Raw genomic sequence first — 22,903 nt, 5'->3', positions numbered from 1 at the left:
TAATGTATTAAAGTCTGCAATCTCGAAAAAAATAAGAAAGATAAAGGAGGAGAAAAGACTTTGATTACAACTTTAACTATTAATGCAGCAGTAGATTATACCGTAAAGGCTAAAAAGTTAAAGCCGGGTCAAGAAAATGAAGTAGAATTTTCTTGGAAGAGTGCAGCAGGAAAAGGAATTAATGTAGCTAAAGATATTACTAAGTTAGGAGGTAAGGCCAAGGCAATTGCTTGTTTAGGTGGGCCAAGTGGTCAATATATTGCTGATGCATTAGAAAAGAAAGGAATAGAATCAGATATTAGTTGGATAGATAATGAAACCCGAGTCAATATGAAGGTAATTGATAAATCGGGAATAGAGACCAAGATTAATCAAGGAGGGCCAATTATCTCGTCAAAAACAATCGAGGAGGTTAAAGATAAAACCTTACAAGCAGCTTCTAATAGTGAGATTATTATATTATCAGGAAGTTTACCTTCTAGTGTACCACAGGATATTTATCAGGAACTAATTACAAAACTTAATAATACTAAAACCAAAGTTTTTTTAGATACTTCTGGGGAAGCACTAAGGTTGGCCCTGCAAGCTAAACCTACTTTGATAAAACCAAATATTTATGAACTAGAGTCTGTTTATGGTTCAAACCTATCATTAGATGAAGTTATTAAAGCAAGTAAAGGATTAGTTAAGGATGGTATTGAAATGGTAGTAGTTTCTATGGGAGCCAGGGGAGCTCTTTTAGTTACAGATAAAAAGGTAATCCAAGCAATCCCACCTAAAGTTAAACCAGTAAGTACAGTAGGGGCTGGGGATAGTATGGTAGCTGCAATGGCACTTAGTTATTTATCAAATAAAGATATTGTAGAAAGTTTTAGGTTTACTATAGCTGTTAGTGTAGCAACTATATTAGAGGTTGGAACAGAGACACCTATATTATCTAAAGTAGGAAAATGGATGGATAAAGTTAAGATTAGAGAATTGTAATTTAAAAAGAAGAGACCAACTAAGTTGATCTCTTCTTTAGAAAGATTATATAGAATTATTTTTAATTTTTTCTATAAAGTAGTGATGCATAGTTAAATCATCCTCTAATTCCGGATGAAAAGAAGTAACTAATAAATTATCTTCTTCAACAGCTACGATTTTATTATTTAATTTAAGTAATATCTTAGCTTTAGGGCCAACTTCTGTAATATATGGTGCTCTAATAAAGACTAATGGAATCTTCTTATCAGAAATTTCAGGGATTGCTTTTTTAACTACAAAACTATCTAATTGATTACCATAACCATTTCTTTGGACTGTAATATTCATTAGACCTAGATGATTTGTTTCGTCTTTTATTTTTTGAGCTAATAAAATCATACCTGCACAAGTTCCCCAAATCGGGGTGCCTTGTTTAGCTAATTTAATGATAGGTTCCTTGAGATTAAAAATATTGATCAATTTTCCCATAGTTGTACTTTCGCCACCAGGTAAAATTAATCCATCTAAGTTATTTAGTTTTTCTTTTTTTTTAACTGGGATGGGATTGACTTCTGGAATTTGCTCCAATGATTTAAGGTGTTCTGCAACCCCTCCTTGTAGATCTAGTACTCCTACTGTGATCATAATAAATTACCATCCTCTGTGAGCTAATTTTTCATCTTCATCTAAGGTATCGATATTAATACCAACCATTGCTTCACCAATATTTTCAGATACTTCTGCTATGATAGCTGGATCATCATAATGAGCAGTAGCTTTAACAATTGCGTCAGCTCGCTTAGCAGGATCTCCAGATTTGAAGATTCCAGAGCCAACAAATACACCATCACAACCAAGTTGCATCATCATTGCAGCATCAGCTGGGGTAGCAACTCCACCAGCAGCAAAATTGATAACTGGTAATTCACCATGTTCTGCTACATACTTTACTAAATCAAATGGTGCCCTCATTTCTTTAGCTGCAGCCATTAATTCTTCGCTATCCATAGTAGTTAATTGTCTAATTTGAGAATTTACTTTTCTCATATGTCTAACTGCTTCTACTACATTACCAGTTCCTGCCTCACCCTTTGTACGCATCATACTTGCTCCTTCACCAATTCTGCGTAAAGCTTCATTTAGGCTTGTAGCTCCACAGACAAAAGGTACATCAAATTTTGTTTTGTCAATATGATTATCTTCATCAGCTGGAGTCAATACTTCACTTTCATCTATGTAATCAACTCCAATTTCTTCTAAGATTTGTGCCTCTACAAAGTGTCCAATTCTAGCTTTAGCCATTACCGGAATAGAAACTGAATCAATAATTTGTTTGATCATAGCTGGATCTGATGTCCTAGCTACTCCACCTTCTTTACGGATATCAGCTGGAACTCTCTCTAAAGCCATAACTGCTACTGCTCCCGCTTCTTCAGCAATTTTTGCTTCTTCGGGAGTAGTTACATCCATAATTACTCCACCTTTTAACATTTGGGCCAAATTCTTATTTAATCCATATCTGTTACTCATACTACTCAACTCCTTTACAGTGAATTTAATTTAAAGTATAATTTGTATGGGTGCAATAGAATAAAATTTACTATTGTACCTATAATAGATTATATTAACCTTATATTGTATTGTCAAGAGGGGTACAATGATTATTCATAATTAATGATTGTATGGGTGTAATTACTGGATAAATATTTGCTGTTAATCTTAAACTAAGGAGTGATTGTTATGCTAAAAGACATACAATTAGATAAATCATCTTCAATTTATCTTTATTTACAATTGTATAATCAAGTTAGAGATTTAATCAAAGCAGGGAAACTAAGTCCTAATACTAAGTTGCCACCTATTAGAAAGTTAGCTAAACAGTTAGGAGTCAATAATGTAACAGTAGTTAAAGGATATGATTTATTAGAAGAGGAAGAACTAATTTATAAAAAGGTAGGTAGAGGAACTTTTGTAGCACCAGCTAAAAAAATAAAAATAGAGGCAGAAGCAGCTGATTTGGATCAACAAATTTATATTGATGAAGATACTAAATTAGATCGAGCAGGTGAGATTAACTTTGCTACTGCTGCTCCAACTCCTGATTTATTTCCCATAGCTCCTTTTAAGAAATTGTTAAATAAAGTTTTAGAGAGAGATAGAGGGTATGCTTTTGGTTATCAAAAGAGTCAAGGGTATCTTCCTTTACGAGAATCAATAAGTAATTATGCAAATCGATATAATATAAGTGCCAATCCAGAGGAGATACAGATAGTATCTGGAGCTCAACAAGGAATTGATATTCTAGCCAAGACATTTTTAGATTATGGAGATACAGTTTTTGTAGAACGACCAACTTATCCTGGAGCTATTTCTGTTTTTAAATCCCGCCAGGCTAATATAGTAGAGATTCCACTAAAAGAAGATGGGATAGATATTACTTACTTAGAGGCTAAATTAAAAGAAATAAAGCCTAAATTTCTATATTTAATGCCTAATTTTCAAAATCCAACAGGTTATAGTTATTCTCAAACTAAGAAAGAGAAGCTTATCAAATTAGCTGATCAACATGATCTATTGATTATTGAAGATGATTGTTTAAGTGATTTAAATTATAGTGACCAAGAAAGTAATGCTCTAAAATCATTAGATAAAGCAGATAGAGTAATTTATATTAAAAGTTTCTCTAAAATCTTTATGCCGGGTTTAAGACTAGCTTTTTTGATTATTCCTGATTGCTATTTTAATGATATTTTATTATCTAAATATATGTCTGATATTTTTACTGATGGGTTGGTACAAAGGGTATTAGATCTTTATTTTAAAGAAGAAGTTTGGGAAGAGCAATTAATTAGACTAAAAGAGACGTATCAGGTCCGCTATGAAAGTATGATTGTTGCTTTAAGGGAATATTTACCCAATCAGATTGAGTTTGCAAAACCTAACGGTGGACTTAATATATGGCTAGAGTTACCTAGAGGTATATCTGCTAGTAAAATTAAGGATAAGTCTTTAAAAAAAGGAGTTAATATTGCTCCTGGGGCTGCTTTTTATTCTAATCAACCCCAGGTAAATAAAATTAGATTAAGCATAGCAGCAGTTAATAAGCAAGAAATTAAAGAAGGAGTCAAGAGGTTAGGGGCCTTATTACAACAAAAGTTAAATGATAAAGAAGATGATACTTGGGATAATTCAGTACTGCCTTTAGTATAGGTTTAGTTAGATATAGGAGTTTTAACTTTTAGGATAATATCAACAGCAGCAGCTAAGTTTTCAACGGAAAAATCAGCTTGGGGGTATTTGCTTCCCACTTTAATAGTTTTACAACCAGCTTTTTGGCCTGCAATAATATCTGATTTACGATCCCCAACCATAAATGATAAGTCTAAATCAATATTATATTTATTAGCTAATTTAAGGATCATACCCGGATTAGGTTTACGACATTCACATTTGGTTTTAAAGTGCGGACAATATTCAATATCATCTATTATAGCATTATCTTCCTTTAGTGTGATAATTAAGTGTTGATGAATCCTAGCTAAGTCTTTTGCTGAGAGGTAGCCACACTCAATGCCACCTTGATTAGTTACAATATAGACTTGATAACCACTTTGATTAAGTTTCTTGATTGCTTTAGCAGTCCAAGGGTATAGTTCTAATTCCTGGGGGGTATTAACAGGTTTTTTAAAGTTATTTATGACACCATCACGGTCTAAAAATACAGCTTTATTCATATTAGATCTCCTTTTCTATAGATGTTTATTCTTTATTGTAAATTATAAATTAGTAGATTAGATAAATAAAGTTTTATTTTTAATATTTTCTTAATAGTTCTTTGTTATACTAGAAATAAATTGATTGGACTAATAGGTTTCGAGGTGATAAAAAATGGAAGATAAAGAAATTTTAATTGTTGATGATGATCAGAATGTTCATGAGATTCTTAGTTTATATTTCAAAAAAGAAGGTTGCAGTGTGCTGGTAGCTAATGATGGAGCAGAGGCTCTAGAAAAAGCCGATAACAATGAACCAGATCTTATTATTTTAGATATAATGATGCCTAAATTAGATGGTTTAGAAGTGATTAAGAATATTAGGCAAAATAATGATGTTCCGGTTATTTTCTTATCAGCTAAAAGTGAAGAATTTGATCGTATATTAGGTTTAGAATTAGGGGCAGATGATTATGTAACTAAGCCATTTAGTCCCCGAGAGATAATAGCAAGGGCCAAGGCTATTTTTAAAAGAATAAAGCAAAGTAAACAGAATAATGAGCCTCAAAGAGATTTAGTTATCTATTCTAATTTAGCGATTGATCCTATTAATAGAGAAGTAAAAGTAAAGGGGGAAGAAATTGAATTATCTCCTAAAGAATATGAGTTATTGTTATTATTAGCTCAGCATCCTAATCAGGTTTTTAAGCGAGAAAGATTATATGATAGAATTTGGGGGATGGATCATTATGGAGATATGAGAACAGTTGATGTACATATTAATTGGTTAAGAGATAAATTAGATCTTGATTATATCCAAACTGTCTGGGGTGTAGGATATAAATTTGTTGGTGCTAAAGATGATAAATAATTTATTTAATAAGATTATGGGCAGTTATATTTTATTGCCTATTTTAATTTTAGCAGTTTTGGTTATTTTTCTTCCCCAGTATTTAGAAGATTATTTTGTTGAGGCTAAACAAGAAGAATTAATAAGAAAGAGCAAATTAGTTACTCGCCTAATTAAACAGGACCAAAGTGGTAATATTAACCAGCTACTATCTAATCTAGAGAAGATGTTAAACACTAGTTTAGTTGTTATAGATCAAGCAGGAGAAATTGTGAATCAAGGTCGGCAGATGGGTAGGATGATGCAGGGCATGGTAAATGGTATGATGGGCCACGGAATGATGCAGGGTATGATGAAGGATTTAGGAATGAAAAACCATGGCATGATGGGCCAAGGTATGATGAGAAATAATCCTCTAGGTTTAAAAGAAGAATTAGATAAAGTATTAGCAGGAGAAAAGGTGGTATTTAAAGGGATGAGTCCTATGTTAGGTCAACCCGTAATTACTGTTGGGATTCCTGTAGAGACTGACAAAAGGCTAGCTTTATTTTTAATAGCCCCTATTTATGGTTTGCAAGAGATGGCAGTTAAGATTAGAAATTTAACTTTAAGAATTACTTTAGGGGCGATTATAGTAGCCTTGTTATTAGGTTATTTTATTACTCGAGGAATTACCCGTCCTTTACAAAAGATGAAAGTACAAGCTCAAAGGATAGCTGCGGGTAACTTTGATCAACAGTTAAGTGATTTACCAAATGATGAGATTGGAGAATTAGGAGTTAGTTTTAATTATATGTCTCAAAAGTTGGCCCAAAATATAAATGCTTTAGCTAAAGAAAAGACTAGAATGAAAGAGATGTTAACTAGTATGACAGAAGGAGTATTAGGAATTGCAGCTAATGAAAAGGTTATGTTAGCCAATCCTAAGTTAAAAGAGATTTTTTCGCTTGAAGAAGAAATAATAAATTATAATTTTTCGGATTATTTTCCAAATGAGTTAATTGATCTGGTAGAAGAAGTGCTAGTTAACAAAAAAGAGATTAAAAGAGAGTTTGAATGGCAAGACCAGATTATTACAGCTCAGGCTGCTCCGGTTAAGGGTGGGGATGGTCAATTATGGGGGATTATCATTTTAATACGTGATGTAACTGAAATTAGAAAGCTTGATCAAATGAGGAGGCTATTTGTAGCAAATGTTTCTCATGAATTAAAAACTCCATTAACAGCGGTGCGAGGTTATTTAGAGGCAATCTTAGATGGGGTAGTAAATAGTAGAGAGTTAGAAGAAGAATATTTAGATCGGGTATTAAAAGAAACAAATCGGATGTCTGATTTAGTAACTGATATTTTAGATTTATCACGTTTACAAGCAGGACAAATTGATTTTGAAATAGAAGAGGTGAATTTAATTAGTTTGATTAAGTCTGTGATAATTAATCTAGAATCTAAATTAGAGGCAAGAGAAATTATTATTGAAGGATCTAAAGAGTTAATTATTAAAACCGATGCTAGCAAATTAAAAGAAGTTGTTATTAATTTAATTAGTAATGCAATTAAGTTTACAGATTCCGACGGAGAAATCAAGGTACAGATTAAAGACAATAAAAATCAAGTTGTAGTGGGCATTATTGATAATGGAATTGGAATTCCTAAAGCTGAATTATCTTATATTTGGGAGAGATTTTATCAAGTTGATAGAGCACGTAAACCCAATAAAGAAGGAACTGGATTAGGATTAGCAATAGTTAAGGAAATAGTTGAGGGATTAGGAGGAAAAATAGAAGTTGATAGTACCAAAGGAGAAGGAAGCAAATTTAAATTTAAGCTCCCTAAAAATTATTTTCATTAATCTTGAATGTATGGTATAATAAGTAAATGGATAACATAAATATGAATAATAGGCCTTAGAAGGAAGTTTAGAAAGGAGGTAATTTATTGCTAAATAAAGTTTTTATTGGACAATCTGTTAAGATAAGCAAACAGGAAACAGAGGAGTACAGAGCTAAAATAATTAATTTAAAACGAGATACTATAAGATTGAGATTCTTTGGTGCTGTTGAAAAGGTAGGTTTTATTCAACAGGGCCAAATTTTAAAGTTGTCTTTAATTAAGAATGGTGCTTTATATAAGTTAAATGTAAAAGTAAAAAATATAGATGGACTTAATAATTCTTGTTGGGTAGTAAAGCAGGGAGGCTTTACAAGAATCCAACGCCGTAAGCATGTCAGAGTACCTATTCAACAAGAAATTGAATATAAAGAAAGTAAAAAAAGCAGATACAAAAAAGGAATAGTACTTGATATTAGTGGTGGAGGAATGAGGATTAGAATAAAAGAGTTAGCTGGATTGGAGTTAGGAAGTAAGATAGAGGTTAGATCAGATTTCCTTCCTTTAGCAGTAAATATAATTGATGTGGAGATTGTGAGGATAACAGCAAATCAAGATCCAGAGGCTGAGAAACGAGTTTATGATGTAGGAGTAGAATTCGTTGATTTACCAGAAGTCTGGAAAGAAGAAATAATCGAATGGGTATTTAAAGAACAAAGAAAATTAAGAAAGAGAGGAAAAATTTAATTATAATTTTTTACTGGCCAAAATAACAGGTCAGTTTTTTTGTTTTTAAAATGAATTTAAATAGAATATTTTTTAATTAGCAGGTATAAGGATTAGGTTTATCTAATAAATTAATTAGTAGTTAACTTTTGAATAATGACAGTAATTAAGGAGGATTCATATGGTTAAATCTAATAAGATTAAAATTATATTTCCCAGTGGAGAGATGATTCAATGTGATAAGTTAATTGCTTCAGTGCAGAATAATGATGTTAGAGAAGAATTAGAACAACTATTTATAGGAGATTGGAGTTTAGAAGAATTAGCAGAAACAAAATTTATTTTGGATCAAATTTTTATGGAACAAATTAAAGAACAATTACCTCCAGCAGAAAAGATGTTACTTAAGGAAATCCAAGTTAAACAAGAGAAGCAAATGGAAGAGTTTGAAAATAATTTGTCTGCTAAAGAAAAAGAATTATACAGACGAATTAATTATCAGACTGAACTGGTTAAAATGGAAGATATAACAGAAATGGAGGAAGTGAATATAGAAGATTTATTTTCTGATTTCTTAGAATCAGATTCAGAGTTTAATTCGCCACCTCAAAATACTAATTCCAATAAAGTTATAAATTTAGAAGCTTATAGGAATACTATACGATAGGATAAGATTGCCATTTAATTTTAGCGATGATTTTGATAGAATTAATTTGTATCTGGCAATCAATGCAGATTATTAATTAAATGGGAGGTAGGATGGTGAAAAAGAAACAACTAGCAGCAATATTTATTTTAACTATGTTGATTTGCTCCTTTACTATTAAGACTGCAGAAGCTAATTATCGTATTTTAGAACGGGGAATGTATGGACGAGCAGTACGTAAATTGCAAGAAGATTTAGTAATGTTAGGAAAGAAGGTAATGATTGATGGGATCTTTGGGCCAAGTACTGAAGATGCTATAGAAGAGTTTCAAAAGCAGAGTGGTTTACCAGCCGATGGGGTTGTAGGAGAAGAGACCTGGACAGAGTTGCTAAAAGCAGTTCGTTATGAAAACTATACTGTTAGAGCAGGAGATACCTTATACGATTTAGCTCAGGACTATGGAATCACAGTAGAAGTTGTAAAAAAAGCTAATGATTTGGATTCTAACTTGATTCGACCGGGGCAAGAATTAATTATCCCTAAAAGTGCTTTAGGAGGAGCTATAGTAACCGATTTTTATAAAATGGTTCCTTATACAGTACAATCTGGTGATTCTTTACAGAGCTTAGCTAAAAGATTTCATACTACAGTTAGAACAATTAAAAGAGTAAATAATCTTAACAGTAATAGAATTAGGATTGGTCAAGAATTGACAATGCCTAAGTTAGTGATTGACTTATCAGGTAGTTCTAAAAATGTTAGAGCTGTAGATAAAGATTTTATCTGGCCTGTTAATGGGAGAATAAGCTCCGATTATGGTTGGAGAACTCATCCTATTTTACAGAAGAAAGATTTTCATGGTGGAATTGATGTTGCTGTAGGAAGAGGAACAGCGGTTAAAGCTGCTAAAGCAGGTACAGTATTACATAGTGGTTGGATTAAAGGGTTTGGTAGAACGGTTACTATTGACCATGGAAATGGAGTAGTTACTTTGTATGCTCATAATTCAGAATTAGTAGTTAGAGCTGGTCAGTATGTTAAGCAAGGAGAGGTTATTGCTAAATCAGGTAATACTGGTTTAAGTACTGGACCACATCTTGATTTTAGAATTTTAATTGATAGTGAGCCAGTTAATCCAATGCAATATTTAAATTAGAGAGAAAGAGTGGGTAATCCCACTCTTTTTTTATTTTTTGTAATAAGCTTAGCCGACTATTATTTAACATAAAAAAGATAGGTTGAGGATTCATCCCAATGGTAAATGATGCATAGCAGTAGGTTATATGGAAAAAATAATTGTAGTAAGTAAAAAATAAAGATGTATTTGACACTATAGTTCTTTTTTAGTATGATTATGATGCTAGATGCAAATCATTTGCAATAAAATTAGGAGGTTTGAATGATGAAGAAAAAGTTTTTAATTTTCTTTATAGCAGTATTTTTAGTAGTAGGTTCATTATTGATAAGTACTAATTCAACTGATAATTTACTAAAATCTGATGCGCAAAGAATCAATAAAGGCCAATTAACTGTTTATACTAGTATTTATCCACTATACGATTTAGCGAGTAAGATTGCTGGCGATAAGTTAGAAGTGAATTTGGTTGTTCCTAATGGAGCAGAATTACATAGTTACCGGCCTTCTCCACGAAAAATAGCCCAACTGGAGAGAGCAGATTTGTTTTTTTATATTGGGTTGGGGGTAGAATCTTGGGCTCCTAAAGCAGTACAAAATTTAACAAATGTGGGTGTTAAGACAATAAAGATTAGTCAGATAGTAAATTTAAGAACTTTTGGGGAGCAACATAAAGCTCATGAACACAAAGAAAAAGAGGGCAGTTATGATCCTCATATCTGGTTAGATCCTATCAATATGAAAAAAATCGCTAAAAAAATAAAGAATCAATTTGTTAGTTTAGACTCTAAAAATAAAAAAGTTTATCAAGCTAATTATCAGCAAGTTATTCATAAGATAGAAGAGCTTAATCAAGAATATAAATCTACTTTAAAAGGAGTAAAACAAAATTATATTTTAGTATCTCATGCTGCTTTTGGTTATCTAGCTGATAGATATGGGTTTAAACAATTGTCTGTCACAGGTGTGGCTCCTCATCAAGAACCTTCCTTAAGTACTTTAGCAAAACTAACTGATAAGGCTAAAGAGTACAATTTAGAGTATATCTTTATGGAGACACTAGCTAACCCTAAAACAGTTAATGTACTTGCTCAAGAAGCTGGATTAAAAGTTTTACCCCTTAATCCAATAGCAGGTTTAACTCAAGAAGAAAAGGTAGCAGGCGCAGATTATTTTTCATTGATGAAAGAAAATCTTAATAATCTAAAGAAGGCTTTGGTGAGTCAAAATGAAAGAAATAATAGAGATAAATAATTTATGTTTTGCTTATAAGGAGGATACTATTTTAAATAAGATTAATTTAAAAATTAATCAAGGGGACTTTGCTGCTTTTATTGGCCCTAATGGTTCAGGAAAGAGTACACTTTTAAAGTTAATAACTGGTTCTTTAAAACCAATGCAGGGGCAAATAAAATTATTTAATACTCCAGTAGAAGAATTTAATGATTGGGCCAAAGTTGGCTATGTCTCTCAAAAGGTAAGATCTTTTAATGATAGCTTTCCTGCTACTGTAAGAGAAATAATTGGAGCTAGTTTATATCGTAAGATGGGTTTTTTTAAGTTATTAACTAATAAGTTAGAGAATGAAATTGATCGGGTTTTGGATTTAGTAGGTATGCTTGATTATAAAGCAAGACAAATTGGTAACTTATCAGGTGGTCAACAACAACGGATTTTTATTGCCAGGATTTTAATTAATCAACCAGAAATTATTTTGTTAGATGAACCATTGGTTGGATTAGATATTAAGGCACAAGAAGAATTTTATAGGTTGCTAAATAATTTAAGTCAAGAACTTGATATAACAATAGTAATGATTTCTCATGATATTCATGTAATTAGTAATCAGGCTGATAAAATTGTGTGTTTTAAAAAGGGCCAAGTATTTACTCATCAAGCAGAAAACTTTAATTATAATGACTATTTTAGGCGGTGAAAATGGAATAATGCTAGAGATTTTTACTTATTCATTTATGCAGCGGGCTTTTATAGCAGGAAATATTATAGCTGTTATTTGTCCTTTGATTGGAGTTTTTCTAGTTTTAAAAAGATTGTCATTAATTGGGAATACTTTATCTCATGTTGCTTTAGCAGGGGTAGCCTTAGGTATAATATTAGGAGTTTATCCAGTTTATATGGCTTTGCTAATTTCTGTTATAGCAGCTTTAGGTATTGAGAAATTAAGAAAGAATTATCAAGACTATGCTGAATTATCATTATCTATTATTTTAGCTACTGGCTTAGGAGTAGCTACAGTATTGATTAGTCTATCTAATAACAGTTCAGGAATTTTTAGTTATTTGTTTGGTAGTATTTCTTTAGTTACAAGGCAGGATTTATTAACCATAATTCCTTTAGGAGTTATAATTGTGGGGGTTATTTTTACTTTTTATTATGGTTTTTTCTTCTTAACTTTCAATGAAGGAGAAGCAAAATTAGTGGGGGTACCAGTTACTTTGCTTAATTTATTATTTATTATTTTAGTAGCTATTACTATTTCTATCTCAATGAGAATTATTGGCGGATTATTAGTTTCATCATTGTTAACTTTACCAGTAGCAGCTAGCTTACAAGTGGCTAAAAGTTTTAAGGAAACAATCATTTATAGTGTTATTTTTGGCTTATTAGCTGTTAATGTGGGATTGTTTATTTCTTTTTATCAAGATTTGGCCCCAGGAGGTACTATTATTTTATCTAGTGTAAGTTGTTTATTAATAGTTATTGGATATCAGAGCTTTAAACAGTTTAATCTATAATATCAAATTAAGATAATTACAATTGTAGCTTGATATTTATTTATTTTTATAATATAACTAGGTAGGGGGAAGTGAATTAAATGGAGCAATTATTAAATTGGGAAGAAAGATTAAAAAATAAGGGCATTAGATGTACTAAACAAAGGATTGCTATTTTAAAGATATTAATTACTAGTGATACCCCTATATCAGCTCAAGAAATATTTAGTCAATTAGATGATAGTAACTCTAAAGTAAGGTTATCTACAGTTTATCGCAATTTAAATCAATTTGTAGCCGAGGGTATTGTTCGCAAATTGAATTTTGCTGATCAGAAGAATAAATTTGAACTAGTTGATGACCATCATCATCATTTAGTCTGTTTAGAATGTGATGAGGTTCGCCCTTTAGAGTGCCCTTTAGAACAATTTGATAATCAATTAAGTACTAAGACAGGTTATAAAATTATAGAGCATCGGATAAAATTTTATGGCTTATGTCCTAAGTGTCAAGAAAATAAGGAAAGCTGAGTGATAATAGATGAAAAATTATAATTTAACTTCTTTTAAGGATGATATTACTGCTGGAGCCTCGGTAGCAGCTTTATCTATTCCTCAAAATATGGCGTATGCTTTAATTGTAGGGGTTAATCCAATCTATGGAATATATACTTCGGTTGTATCTAAGTTAATAGCTTCTCTGGTTGGAGTTTCTAATCATATGATAGTTGGCCCTACAAATCTAATGTCTATGGCTATAGCAAGTAACTTAGATTTTGTAGCTGATGATAATTATTTTTCAGCTGTATTAGTCTTAACTTTTTTAGTAGGTGTCTTCCAAATTCTTTTTGGGCTCTTTAAATTAGGGAAATTAGTAAATTATATTTCACATCCTGTTATAGTTGGCTTAACAACTGGGACAGCTATAATTATTGGGGTAGGACAATTAAGTAATTTATTTCAATTATCAATCCCTAATACAGCTAATATCTTTATGACCTTATATTTCATTTTTGGTCATTTAGAGGCTATTAATCCTATAGCTTTAAGTTTAGGTTTGGTAACAATTATTAGTATTATAATTAGCGAAATAATTGATGAAAGATATCCTACTTATTTAGTAGCAATTGCTATTTCCACTTTAGTAGTTTATTACTTTGGATTAGTTGATCAGATTAAAGTGATAGGAAAATTACCTGGATCTTTGCCTCAATTTGATCTTCCAAGGTTTGATTTTACATTTATAAGTGAGATATATACTAAGGCATTATCAGTAGCTATTGTAGGTTTAATTCAGACTTTGGCAGTAGTTAAATCACTAGAGAATAGATCTGGTGAAGAGGTTAAAGTAAATAAAGAGTTTTTGGGCCAAGGCTTAGTTAATTTAGGTACATCTTTTTATAATGGTTTTGCGAGTGCAGGCTCGTTTACTAATTCTTTTATTAATTATCAGGCAGGGGCTAAGACTAAATTGGCCCAGACTCTTACAGCAATTATTATTATTTTATTTATTATAATTTTTAATCCAATTTTAAAGTATATTCCAATTGCTAGTCTAGCTGCTTTAGTAATAGTAGTAGCAATGCGAATGATTGATTTAGATGAGGTTATTCAAATTTTTAAAGCTACTAAGTCGGATTTGCTTATCTTTAGTGTTACTCTTTTGGCTACAATTGGACTTCCTCGTTTGGAGTATGCAATTTACTTGGGAGTATTAATTTCATTAGGCATTGTATTAAGAGAAAGTAGTAAGGTTAATATGTCCCATATTAGTTATGATGAGGAGTCTGATACTAAACTATCTTATACAGAGCCAGAAAAAATAACAGAGGATGAGTACATAGTTATTGATCTAATAGGAGATTTAAACTTTAGTGCAGCAGAAAATTTTAAAGAAGAGTTGAATTCAGTAACAGCTAAAGGATTTATATTTAGGATTAAGAATATTGGTCGGATCGATATAACTACTGTGAAAGAATTAGAGAAGTTTATTACTAAGGTACAAAAAAATGAAAAACAAGTATTTCTATCTGGGATAGAAGAAGAACATTATGAAGTTTTAGATAATTTAGGAATAATAGATATGATTGGAGAAGATAATATTTTTCATTCAAAAGAGGAATTATTATCCTCTACTATTGAAGCAGTCAAATCAGCAGAAGATAATAAATAAAAACTCCCTTAAGTAAATTTTAAGAAAAAGTGAGCTAACTTGTTCTAATCGATATTTTTGGTTTGACATTTTATTAGAGCCTTGTTACTATTTTAGTGGAAATTAGAGGAAAGGTATATCTTTATTATCTAAACCTTATTAGGAGGAGATATTAAAGTGGATTTTGCTAAGGTTAGTCAAGTTTGGGATTGTACTAAAGAGGAATGGAATGATTGGCAGTGGCAGTTAGAAAATAGTATTACTAGTGTTCAAGAGTTAAAAGATAAATTTTCTATTTCTGATACAGAAGCTAGTAAGATTAAAGAAGCAGCTGATATGTTTCCGATGTCAATTACTCCTTATTATGCTTCACTGATTGATTTTGATGATGAGTTATGTCCTATTAAGCAACAAGCAGTTCCGAATCGATTTGAGTTAAAGAAATCAGCTTATGAAATGGAAGATCCCTTACATGAAGATGAGGATTCTCCGGTTGATGGTTTAACTCATCGTTATCCAGATAGAGTATTATTATTAGTTACTAACGAATGTTCAATGTTTTGTCGCCACTGTACTAGAAAGCGGAAAGTAGGGGATCAAGAGCAAACAGTTGATTTAGAACAGATAGAAAAAGGGATTGAGTATATCAAAAAGACTCCTCAAGTAAGAGATGTTTTATTATCTGGTGGAGATCCGTTACTAGTAGATGAAGATATTTTAAAAGAAATTATCACTAAATTATATAAGATTCCTCACGTAGAAGTCGTAAGAGTAGGAAGTAGATTACCAGTGGTTTTACCCCAACGAATTGATGATTCATTAGTAAAAACATTTAAAGAGATAACAGATGAATTTGGGCCAATTTGGATTAATACTCACTTCAATCACGAAAAAGAAATTACCCCAGAAGCAAAAGAAGCCTTAGCTAAATTGGCTAATGCAGGAATTCCGTTAGGAAATCAAACAGTATTACTAAAAGATGTTAATGATTGTCCAGAAATTATTAAGGATTTAATGCATAAATTAGTTCAAAATCGAGTAAGACCATATTATTTATACCAGTGTGATTTATCAAGAGGAATTGAACACTTTAGAACCCCAATCTCTAAAGGAATAGAAATAATGGAACACTTAATTGGTCATACATCTGGATTTGCTGTCCCTCGCTTTGTTGTTGATGCTCCTGGTGGAGGAGGTAAGATTCCACTAACGCCTAATTATTTATTATCTAATTCAAATCGCAAGACTATTTTAAGAAACTTTGAGGGAACAATTACTGTCTATACAGAGCCAAAGGATCAGGAGTGTAATTGTCCTCCAGAATGTACTATTTGTGATAATCCACTAGTTGATGAAGAAGCTGAACAATCAGAAATTGGTTTACAACAGTTATTCTCTGAAGATAATGATACGGTAAGTTTACAACATAGTAAACGGGATTACACAAATTATGATGAATAAAGATAATAAAATTAAGGTTGGAGGGACTAATTATCAAGCACTAGTTAATTTATCCCCGGTCAATAAGCGGATAGTAATTAAAGAATACCAGGGAGATGTGGTTGCATTAGCAGATAAATTAATTAAATTAGCTAGAGAAAATGATTTTACTAAAATTTGGGCCAAGGCTTATAGTAAAGATCAAGCAGCATTTGAAAAGGCTGGTTTCTTAACTGAGGCAGTTATTACAGAGTTCTATCCTACAGATGATGCTTTATCTATGGCTTATTATTTAAGTGACAAGCGTAGTAAAATGAATAATAAAGCTCAAAAAGAAGATCTATTAGATAAAGTAACCGGTCTAGAGGTTAAAGAAAGTAGTAAGTTAACTAGTGACTACCAATTTAAAATTGCTGGTCAAGAGGATGTTAGTCAGTTAGCTAAATTATATGATAAAGTATTTAATTCTTATCCGTATCCAATTGATAATCCTAGTTACTTACAGAAAATGATAGAATCTGATGTGATTTATGGTCTGATTTATGATGATGATCAATTAGTAGCTGCTGCTTCAGCAGAAACAGTGCCTGCTTATAAGAATGCGGAGATGACTGATTTTGCTACTTTATCAGAGTACCGGGGCCAAGGTTTGGCAGCTTATTTATTACGAAGATTAGAAGCTGAATTAAAGAAGAGAGATTATCGTTCCTTATATACTATTGCGAGAGCTAAAGTTATGGGGATTAATAAAATATTCAGTCAAGCAGGTTATGAATATACAGGAACTTTGGTTAAGAATTGTGAGATTGCTGGTGGTTTAGAAGATATGAATCTATGGTGTAAAGTAATTTAAGTAGTAGGGCCAGTTTTGGCCCTTTTATTATTCACTGATTATTTTCTGAAAATTAAAACTTTAATAATCATGTTGTATTTTTATTCATTTGGATGTATAATCATACTAACGAAGCTAATAAAAATGAATTTTAAGTTAAATATTTAATATAAATCGAGGAGGAATTAAAATGAAAGATAACATTAATAAGGTCGTTATGGCTTATTCGGGTGGCCTAGATACTTCAGTAGCAATTAAATGGTTACAAGATAAATATGACGTAGAGGTTGTGACTTATTCGGCTGACGTAGGACAGAATGAACCATTAGCACCAGTTAAGAAGAAGGCATTAGAGACAGGAGCAGTTGAGGCTTATGTTGCTGATTTAAAAGAGGAGTTTTTAACTGAGTATGCTTTTAAAGGATTAAAAGCAGGAGCAATTTATGAAGATAAATATCCACTCACTACAGCTTATTCTCGACCATTAATCGCCAAAAAGATGATTGAAGTCGCTAAAAAAGAAGGAGCAGATGCAGTAGCTCACGGATGTACTGGCAAGGGAAATGACCAAGTTAGATTTGATGTATCGTTTCAGGCTTTAAGTCCTGGGATTGAGATTGTGGCTCCTTTAAGAGAGTGGGAGTTTGGTTCTCGAACAGAGCAGATTGATTATGCCCAAGAAAAGGGAATTCCAGTAGGAGCTACTAAAGAAAGCCCTTATAGTATAGATAGAAATATGTTAGGAGTTAGTATTGAATGTGGTGTGTTAGAAGACCCAGCTTGTGAACCACCAGCAGAAGCATACCAAATTACTACTGCCCCAGAACAAGCGCCAGATAAGGCAGAATATGTAGAGGTTGGATTTAAAAATGGTGATCCAGTTACTTTAAATGGAGTAGAATTAGATCCAGTTAGTTTAGTTAATCAACTAAATGAAAAAGCAACTAAGCATGGCGTAGGTAGAATTGATATGGTAGAGAATAGATTAGTAGGGATTAAATCACGTGAAATTTATGAAGTTCCAGCTTATACAGTATTATTAAAGGCTCACAGTGGATTAGAAGATTTAGTATTAGATAGAGAAACAGCTCATTATAAACAATCAGTAGCTGATAAGTATGCAGAGTTAGTTTATTATGGACAGTGGTTCTCACCACTTAAAGAGGCTTTAGATGCTTTTGTTAAGCAGACGCAACAGTATGTTAATGGAACTGTTAAGGTTAAATTATATAAAGGAAGTTGTACGGTAGTAGGTAGAGAATCGGATAATTCATTATATCAAGAAAATCTAGCAACTTATGAAAAGTCAGATACATTCAGTCATGAGGCAGCAGAAGGATTTATTGAATTATTTGGTTTACCACTTAAAGTTAATGGTAAAGTGCATAATAATTAATAACTAATGGCGATACTAAAATTAAGGGGTAATAAAGATGGAGTGTGAAATTAAAAAAGCAGGGACTGAGGATTGTAAGCTAGTATTTAATTTAACTAAGCAGGCTTTTCAAGATTACCTTGGCCCTGCTTTTTCTTCTTTAGTACCTGCTTTACAAGAGAGTATAGGAGATGTAGCAGAGGAGATTAAGAAAAAGGAAGTATTAATTGCTTATCTAGATGGAAAAGCCGCTGGTTCAGTTCGTTTTTCTCTTTTAACTGAGAGTCAGTATTGTTTAAGCCGATTAGGAGTTTTAGATGAATATCAGGGCCAACAGGTAGGAAAAGAGTTAATTAAAGCAGTTGAAAAAAGAGTAATAGAAAAGGGTGGGCAAGAAATAATACTTTATTCAGCTTATAGAAAGAAAGAACTAATTAATTTTTACCAAAGTTTAGGTTATCAAATAGTTAAAATTAGAAATGATAATGATTATATGAGGGCCAAATTAAAAAAACAATTAAATTATAAATCGCAAAAGGTTGAGGTGATAACATGAAGATGTGGGATGGTCGATTTAAAGTAGCAACTGATAAATTATTAGAAGAATTTAATGCATCAATCGGTTTTGATTATAAATTAGCTAAATATGATATTCAAGGTAGTATTGCTCATGCTAAGATGTTAGCTAAATGTAATATTATTACTAAGCAAGACAAAGAGAAAATCATAGCAGGATTAAAAGAAATTTTAGCAGAAGTAGAAAATGATGAGTTTGAGTTTAAGGTTGAGCTTGAAGATATTCATATGAATATAGAACATTACTTAACCGAAAAGATTGGCCCGGTAGGAGGTAAGTTACATACAGCAAGAAGTAGAAATGATCAAGTTGCCTTAGATGTTAGATTATATTTAAAAGATCAAATAGAGCAGATACAAAATTTAATTAAGCAATTTCAAGATGTTTTACTAGATTTAGCAAAAAAGAATATAGATTTAATTATGCCTGGTTATACACATTTACAACGTGCTCAACCAATTAGAGCTAGTCATCATCTACTAGCTTATCAACAGAAGCTAAAGCGGGATTATCAGCGACTAGATGATTGTTATCAACGGGTTGATATCTTACCATTAGGTTCAGGTGCCTTAGCAGGAACTAAATTCGATATTGATAGGGATTTTGTAGCACAAGAGTTAGGTTTTTCCCAAATTAGCCAAAATACTCTAGATGCAGTCAGTGAACGAGATTTTGTAATTGAGTTTTTATCTACAGCCTCTACAATTATGATGCATTTAAGTCGCTTTAGTGAAGAACTTATTTTGTGGTCTTCATCAGAATTTCAATTTATTGCAATAGCTGATGCTTTCTGTACCGGAAGTAGTATCATGCCCCAAAAGAAAAATCCAGATATTCCTGAATTGGTAAGAGGTAAGACAGGTCGAGTTTATGGAAATCTAATTCAGCTATTAACTACTATGAAAGGCTTACCTCTAGCTTATAATAAGGATATGCAAGAGGATAAAGAAGGTTTATTTGATACTGTAGATACTCTAAAGGTTAGTTTAGAGGTTATGAGTAGAATGTTAGCTAATACTAAGTTTAATCGAGATAAAATGATAGAGGCAACTGAGAAAGGTTTTGTCAACGCAACTGATGTAGCAGATTATTTAGTTGAAGAAGATATTCCTTTCCGTCAGGCTCATGAAATAGTAGGAGAGTTAGTATTTTATTGTTTAGAGAAAGATAAAAAGTTATCAGATTTAAGCTTAGAAGAGTGGGGCCAATTCTCTGAAGTTTTTAATGAAGATATCTACCAGGTAATAGATATAAAAAACTGTGTTGATAACCGTAATGTAGTTGGTGGACCAGCAAAGGATGAGGTATTACGAGTAATTAAAAGAGAGCAGAAATTACTTAATAATTAATTATTAGACTACAGATTTAAAGCTGTAGTCTTTTTGTGTGCTCTGTAGTCTATGCTGATAGTAGGTGTAAGTCCTGCCTATTCTGGAAGAATGGATAATATGGTTGAGATATTGTGGCACTCACAGACGAAATGGGTGAGCAAACGGAGAAAACAAACGTCAACCTAAGTTAATAAAGAACAGGATATGAAGCCAACAGTAACAGGGTGTTCATCGTGAGATGTAATCTGAAGAGTTTGAGGCGAAAAATCAGTCCGGAACAATATGTGAACTGAAGGTGGCATTCATTAGTGACGATCTACCAAAAGGATGGAGAAGTCCAAAGCTGACTTACAGACCATTGGAGTATGTTAGATTAATGAGTGTGATTATGGTCGGAATGATTGGAATATAGCATAGGTGACCAGAGGATGCTCTAATATGGTCTTTATAGAAATCTATAAAGATAAGTGATGATATAACCTGAATAGGGAAAGTCAAAGCGATGAAATATTAGAGTTCAGAAGCTATCATAGTAGTGAAAAAAAATCAATGAAAGTTGATTACAGTGAAGGATAGCCAGGTTATTGAAGTTTAGAATTGAGTGTTGATGGTATTTAAATCAAAATGGTTTAAACATTGTTAAAGACAATAAGTCTTAAAAGAAATAGCGGACAGAAAATCATAACTGGAAGCGTGATGAATTTAAGAAAAACCATGACCTAAGTAGTAGTAAACTAAGAGGTGCGATTGGCGAGAGCTTAGAAGACGTGCTTAGGAATGCTACGAATATAGGGGTTTAGATATTAAGACAGGATAGGAAGAACTGGTAAGTCGTGAGGTAGGATAGGTAGAAAAAAAAAAAATTAGTTCGCTATATAGTATAAAAGATTTAGTGACTAAGAAAAGACATTTACATTGTGCAGCTCAGAAAGTTTTGAATAATGGTGGTTGTGGAGGGATTGACGGTGTAGAAGTTGAAGAATTTAGAGAAAATTACACTAAGAATATGAGTGCTTTATATCGCCAGTTAACAGAAGATAGATATGAGCCACAACCAGTTCTAAGAACGTATATCTCAAAAGGAAATGGAGAACAAAGACCACTAGGTATTCCAGTAATTAAAGACCGAATTGCCCAACAAGCAGTGAAACAGATTCTAGAGATACACTTTGAAGAAATATTCTGCGACTGTTCTTATGGTTTTAGACCTAATAGGTCAACCGAAGATGCAATTAAGAAAGTAGAAGAATATAAAGAACAAGGTTATAATTGGGTATTAGACGCAGATGTCAAATCTTACTTTGATACAATAGATCATGAAATTTTAATGGAGCTGATAGCAGAGGAAGTAAGTGATGGTTGGGTATTAGATATTATTAGGTCGTGGCTTACTATAGGTGTCATGACTGAGCAAGGAAGAGAAGAAACAACGGAGGGAACTCCACAAGGAGGCGTAATTTCTCCACTTTTAGCAAATATCTACCTACATCATTTTGATAAGAAAATGAGGTGTCGAGGATATAAGATAGTTAGATTTGCCGATGACTTTATAATTATGGCTAAGAGTAAAGCTAAAGCAGAACGTGCTTTGGAAGTAACTCGCCAGATTATAGAAAATGAATTAAACTTAAGACTACATCCTCGGAAAACAGTAATTACGAATTTTAATGATGGATTTAAATTTCTAGAATTTAAATTTTATAATTGTGATTACAAAAAGCCAAAAGAGAGCTCTATTAAAAGTTTCAAGGACAAAGTAAGAAAGAAAACTAAAAGGAATAGGTCAATAGGAGTAGCTGTAATGATTGATGAGCTTAATTTAATTATTAGAGGTTGGGGTAATAGTTTTCTACTAGGAAATGTTAAAGGACTATATAAAAGGTTAGATGGTTGGATAAGAATGAGATTACGTTGTTTTATAGAAGGAAAGAAGGCGAAAGGGCAGAATTATCGCCTTCCTAATAAAATATTAAGAGATTTAGGACTAGAATCACTGCTTACCGATGTGCTTTAGACAAGAGTAAACATATACATTTGTGGCAACACAAAGACGATAACTTACTCTCTGTTAAGGAGCAACAATGACCGAAAGCTGTATACGGGAGAACCGTACGTGCAGTTTGACAAGAGGTCCCAGCCGTGAGGCTGGTCCTACTTTATTTATGTCTATCAATTTGGAAAAATGATTCTTTTGTTATATAATGTTAGTCAGTATTGAATAGAAAGGAGAAATGTTATGGCTAAAGATAATAAGTATAGAAGTGATAAGATCAAACAAGAGCACACTATTATTGAAGATGTGTTGCCTTTATTAAAGAAATTATCGAAACTATCTATTATAAAGAGTATTATTCCCGGGAGAATTAATCGGCGAGGTGGCAGTGGTATGCCAGCTCATTTAAAACTTAAGTATGATACACCAAGTGGAATTAAGATTTTAGCTAAAAATAGTTCTTCTGTGCAGGAAGTTTTTGTAGTAACAGATGATTCTGAGCAAGCCATTAAATTAATGAAACAGAAAAAACTAGTTAAATAAAATTAGTCCCCCTTTGTGGTCAATTGTAATTTTTCTTTGCAGGGATTAATAATTTATTATAG

The 22,903-nt window shown here is 32.1% G+C and carries 22 protein-coding genes; 19 read left to right on the top strand and 3 right to left on the bottom strand.

What is annotated here, in order from left to right; translation table 11 throughout:
• Positions 1–60 precede the first annotated feature (60 nt).
• A complete protein-coding gene (gene pfkB, locus HALHA_RS08055; protein WP_015327298.1) occupies positions 61–984 on the top strand; it encodes a 1-phosphofructokinase in 924 nt (307 codons plus the stop codon).
• A gap of 45 nt (positions 985–1,029) precedes the next feature.
• Here pfkB and pdxT read toward each other — a convergent pair whose 3' ends face one another.
• Together pdxT and pdxS are read right to left on the bottom strand one after the other, a co-directional pair.
• The gene (gene pdxT / locus HALHA_RS08050) at positions 1,030–1,611 is read right to left on the bottom strand and encodes a pyridoxal 5'-phosphate synthase glutaminase subunit PdxT (protein ID WP_015327297.1); all 582 of its coding nucleotides are present in this window, start codon (positions 1,609–1,611) and stop codon (positions 1,030–1,032) included.
• Between the two features lie 6 nt (positions 1,612–1,617).
• A complete protein-coding gene (gene pdxS, locus HALHA_RS08045; protein WP_015327296.1) occupies positions 1,618–2,496 on the bottom strand; it encodes a pyridoxal 5'-phosphate synthase lyase subunit PdxS in 879 nt (292 codons plus the stop codon).
• A gap of 210 nt (positions 2,497–2,706) precedes the next feature.
• Here pdxS and pdxR point away from each other — a divergent pair, with 210 nt between their 5' ends.
• Positions 2,707–4,176 (top strand): MocR-like pyridoxine biosynthesis transcription factor PdxR, encoded by a 1,470-nt coding sequence (pdxR, locus tag HALHA_RS08040; RefSeq protein ID WP_015327295.1) that lies wholly within the window; start codon positions 2,707–2,709, stop codon positions 4,174–4,176.
• 2 nt (positions 4,177–4,178) lie between these two features.
• Here pdxR and HALHA_RS08035 read toward each other — a convergent pair whose 3' ends face one another.
• Positions 4,179–4,700, bottom strand: coding sequence for a D-glycero-alpha-D-manno-heptose-1,7-bisphosphate 7-phosphatase (locus tag HALHA_RS08035; protein ID WP_015327294.1), 522 nt, complete (start codon positions 4,698–4,700; stop codon positions 4,179–4,181).
• Positions 4,701–4,854: 154 nt separating this feature from the next.
• Between HALHA_RS08035 and HALHA_RS08030 the strand changes: the two genes are divergently transcribed.
• From HALHA_RS08030 to HALHA_RS07950, 17 genes are all read left to right on the top strand, one after another.
• Entirely contained in the window at positions 4,855–5,550 is a 696-nt protein-coding gene (locus tag HALHA_RS08030; protein WP_015327293.1) for a response regulator transcription factor, read from the top strand.
• Entirely contained in the window at positions 5,540–7,378 is a 1,839-nt protein-coding gene (locus tag HALHA_RS08025) for a HAMP domain-containing sensor histidine kinase (protein WP_041607749.1), read from the top strand. Before HALHA_RS08030 ends, HALHA_RS08025 begins: the two co-directional genes overlap by 11 nt.
• Before the next feature lie 86 nt (positions 7,379–7,464).
• Positions 7,465–8,103 (top strand): flagellar brake protein, encoded by a 639-nt coding sequence (locus HALHA_RS08020; protein WP_015327291.1) that lies wholly within the window; start codon positions 7,465–7,467, stop codon positions 8,101–8,103.
• 160 nt (positions 8,104–8,263) lie between these two features.
• The gene (locus tag HALHA_RS08015; protein ID WP_015327290.1) at positions 8,264–8,749 is read left to right on the top strand and encodes a hypothetical protein; all 486 of its coding nucleotides are present in this window, start codon (positions 8,264–8,266) and stop codon (positions 8,747–8,749) included.
• Positions 8,750–8,844: 95 nt separating this feature from the next.
• Complete coding sequence (locus HALHA_RS08010) at positions 8,845–9,885, top strand: peptidoglycan DD-metalloendopeptidase family protein (protein WP_015327289.1); 1,041 nt, start codon at positions 8,845–8,847, stop codon at positions 9,883–9,885.
• Positions 9,886–10,131: 246 nt separating this feature from the next.
• Positions 10,132–11,118, top strand: coding sequence for a metal ABC transporter solute-binding protein, Zn/Mn family (locus HALHA_RS08005; RefSeq protein ID WP_041607745.1), 987 nt, complete (start codon positions 10,132–10,134; stop codon positions 11,116–11,118).
• Entirely contained in the window at positions 11,093–11,800 is a 708-nt protein-coding gene (locus HALHA_RS08000) for a metal ABC transporter ATP-binding protein (protein WP_015327287.1), read from the top strand. The genes HALHA_RS08005 and HALHA_RS08000 overlap by 26 nt, the downstream gene beginning before the upstream one ends.
• A gap of 10 nt (positions 11,801–11,810) precedes the next feature.
• The gene (locus HALHA_RS07995; RefSeq protein WP_041608177.1) at positions 11,811–12,620 is read left to right on the top strand and encodes a metal ABC transporter permease; all 810 of its coding nucleotides are present in this window, start codon (positions 11,811–11,813) and stop codon (positions 12,618–12,620) included.
• 80 nt (positions 12,621–12,700) lie between these two features.
• Positions 12,701–13,129, top strand: coding sequence for a Fur family transcriptional regulator (locus tag HALHA_RS07990; protein ID WP_015327285.1), 429 nt, complete (start codon positions 12,701–12,703; stop codon positions 13,127–13,129).
• Positions 13,130–13,139: 10 nt separating this feature from the next.
• Positions 13,140–14,771 carry a SulP family inorganic anion transporter gene (locus tag HALHA_RS07985; protein ID WP_015327284.1) on the top strand — a complete coding sequence of 544 codons (1,632 nt, stop codon included), beginning with the start codon at positions 13,140–13,142 and terminating at the stop codon, positions 14,769–14,771.
• A 156-nt stretch (positions 14,772–14,927) separates the two neighbouring features.
• On the top strand, positions 14,928–16,211 hold the full coding sequence (gene kamA / locus HALHA_RS07980; RefSeq protein ID WP_015327283.1) for a lysine 2,3-aminomutase: 1,284 nt from the start codon (positions 14,928–14,930) through the stop codon (positions 16,209–16,211).
• Positions 16,201–17,043 carry a putative beta-lysine N-acetyltransferase gene (gene ablB, locus HALHA_RS07975; protein ID WP_015327282.1) on the top strand — a complete coding sequence of 281 codons (843 nt, stop codon included), beginning with the start codon at positions 16,201–16,203 and terminating at the stop codon, positions 17,041–17,043. The genes kamA and ablB overlap by 11 nt, the downstream gene beginning before the upstream one ends.
• A 169-nt stretch (positions 17,044–17,212) precedes the next feature.
• A complete protein-coding gene (locus HALHA_RS07970; protein WP_015327281.1) occupies positions 17,213–18,418 on the top strand; it encodes an argininosuccinate synthase in 1,206 nt (401 codons plus the stop codon).
• A 37-nt stretch (positions 18,419–18,455) separates the two neighbouring features.
• Entirely contained in the window at positions 18,456–18,953 is a 498-nt protein-coding gene (locus HALHA_RS07965) for a GNAT family N-acetyltransferase (RefSeq protein ID WP_015327280.1), read from the top strand.
• Entirely contained in the window at positions 18,950–20,323 is a 1,374-nt protein-coding gene (gene argH / locus HALHA_RS07960; RefSeq protein WP_015327279.1) for an argininosuccinate lyase, read from the top strand. The genes HALHA_RS07965 and argH overlap by 4 nt, the downstream gene beginning before the upstream one ends.
• An 844-nt stretch (positions 20,324–21,167) precedes the next feature.
• Positions 21,168–22,319, top strand: a complete 1,152-nt coding sequence (ltrA, locus tag HALHA_RS07955) for a group II intron reverse transcriptase/maturase (RefSeq protein ID WP_015325832.1) — start codon at positions 21,168–21,170, stop codon at positions 22,317–22,319.
• A gap of 222 nt (positions 22,320–22,541) precedes the next feature.
• On the top strand, positions 22,542–22,841 hold the full coding sequence (locus HALHA_RS07950; protein WP_015327278.1) for a DUF2103 domain-containing protein: 300 nt from the start codon (positions 22,542–22,544) through the stop codon (positions 22,839–22,841).
• Positions 22,842–22,903 lie beyond the last annotated feature (62 nt).

Origin of the sequence: Halobacteroides halobius DSM 5150, from assembly GCF_000328625.1 — a bacterium.
GTDB lineage: Bacteria > Bacillota > Halanaerobiia > Halobacteroidales > Halobacteroidaceae > Halobacteroides > Halobacteroides halobius.
This window is presented reverse-complemented; position numbering and strand designations above follow the sequence as displayed.

Excerpts from the sequence above, each read along its gene's own strand:
- pdxT (WP_015327297.1), bottom strand. The coding sequence starts at position 1,611 with ATGATCACAGTAGGAGTACTAGATCTACAAGGAGGGGTTGCAGAACAC.
- pdxS (WP_015327296.1), bottom strand. The coding sequence starts at position 2,496 with ATGAGTAACAGATATGGATTAAATAAGAATTTGGCCCAAATGTTAAAA.
- pdxR (WP_015327295.1), top strand. The coding sequence starts at position 2,707 with ATGCTAAAAGACATACAATTAGATAAATCATCTTCAATTTATCTTTAT.
- HALHA_RS08035 (WP_015327294.1), bottom strand. The coding sequence starts at position 4,700 with ATGAATAAAGCTGTATTTTTAGACCGTGATGGTGTCATAAATAACTTT.
- HALHA_RS08030 (WP_015327293.1), top strand. The coding sequence starts at position 4,855 with ATGGAAGATAAAGAAATTTTAATTGTTGATGATGATCAGAATGTTCAT.
- HALHA_RS08025 (WP_041607749.1), top strand. The coding sequence starts at position 5,540 with ATGATAAATAATTTATTTAATAAGATTATGGGCAGTTATATTTTATTG.
- HALHA_RS08015 (WP_015327290.1), top strand. The coding sequence starts at position 8,264 with ATGGTTAAATCTAATAAGATTAAAATTATATTTCCCAGTGGAGAGATG.
- HALHA_RS08005 (WP_041607745.1), top strand. The coding sequence starts at position 10,132 with ATGAAGAAAAAGTTTTTAATTTTCTTTATAGCAGTATTTTTAGTAGTA.
- HALHA_RS08000 (WP_015327287.1), top strand. The coding sequence starts at position 11,093 with ATGAAAGAAATAATAGAGATAAATAATTTATGTTTTGCTTATAAGGAG.
- HALHA_RS07995 (WP_041608177.1), top strand. The coding sequence starts at position 11,811 with ATGCTAGAGATTTTTACTTATTCATTTATGCAGCGGGCTTTTATAGCA.
- HALHA_RS07990 (WP_015327285.1), top strand. The coding sequence starts at position 12,701 with ATGGAGCAATTATTAAATTGGGAAGAAAGATTAAAAAATAAGGGCATT.
- HALHA_RS07985 (WP_015327284.1), top strand. The coding sequence starts at position 13,140 with ATGAAAAATTATAATTTAACTTCTTTTAAGGATGATATTACTGCTGGA.
- ablB (WP_015327282.1), top strand. The coding sequence starts at position 16,201 with ATGATGAATAAAGATAATAAAATTAAGGTTGGAGGGACTAATTATCAA.
- HALHA_RS07970 (WP_015327281.1), top strand. The coding sequence starts at position 17,213 with ATGAAAGATAACATTAATAAGGTCGTTATGGCTTATTCGGGTGGCCTA.
- HALHA_RS07965 (WP_015327280.1), top strand. The coding sequence starts at position 18,456 with ATGGAGTGTGAAATTAAAAAAGCAGGGACTGAGGATTGTAAGCTAGTA.
- argH (WP_015327279.1), top strand. The coding sequence starts at position 18,950 with ATGAAGATGTGGGATGGTCGATTTAAAGTAGCAACTGATAAATTATTA.
- HALHA_RS07950 (WP_015327278.1), top strand. The coding sequence starts at position 22,542 with ATGGCTAAAGATAATAAGTATAGAAGTGATAAGATCAAACAAGAGCAC.